The sequence below is a fragment of the Bradyrhizobium sp. 23 genome, from assembly GCF_023073295.1.
In the GTDB taxonomy this organism is placed as follows: domain Bacteria; phylum Pseudomonadota; class Alphaproteobacteria; order Rhizobiales; family Xanthobacteraceae; genus Bradyrhizobium; species Bradyrhizobium canariense_D.
Window position 1 is genome coordinate 1 of sequence record NZ_JADPJF010000116.1, and the last position, 387, is coordinate 387.

A 387-nucleotide genomic window follows, 5' to 3' on the forward strand; every position below is an offset into this window, starting at 1 on the left:
GAGTTGCGGCTGCCAGCCATCAAGGTGCTGTGGCCGCAATTTGCCGAGCAGTCCGACAAGGAAGGCTGGCCGGCGGCCCGCTTCGTCGCCACCATTGCCGAGCACGAGATCGCCGAACGCGGCCGCCGCCGCGTCGAGCGCCATCTCGTCGAGGCGCGGCTGCCCGCTGGAAAGACCTTCGACAACTTCGACTTCGAGGCTGTGCCGATGATCTCCAAGGCACAGGTGACCGCGCTCGCCGCCGGCGATGGTTGGCTCGGCAAGGGCGCCAATCTGCTGCTGTTCGGCCCGCCCGGCGCAGCCTGCTGTTCGAGCTCATCAGCGCTCGCTACGAGCGGCGTTCCATGCTGATCACCGCCAATCAGCCCTTTGGAGAGTGGAACAGGG

At 66.9% G+C, this 387-nt stretch carries 1 pseudogene; it reads left to right on the forward strand.

What is annotated here, in order from left to right:
• A pseudogene (locus tag IVB32_RS28605) lies at positions 1-387 on the forward strand (ATP-binding protein); the annotation flags it as partial.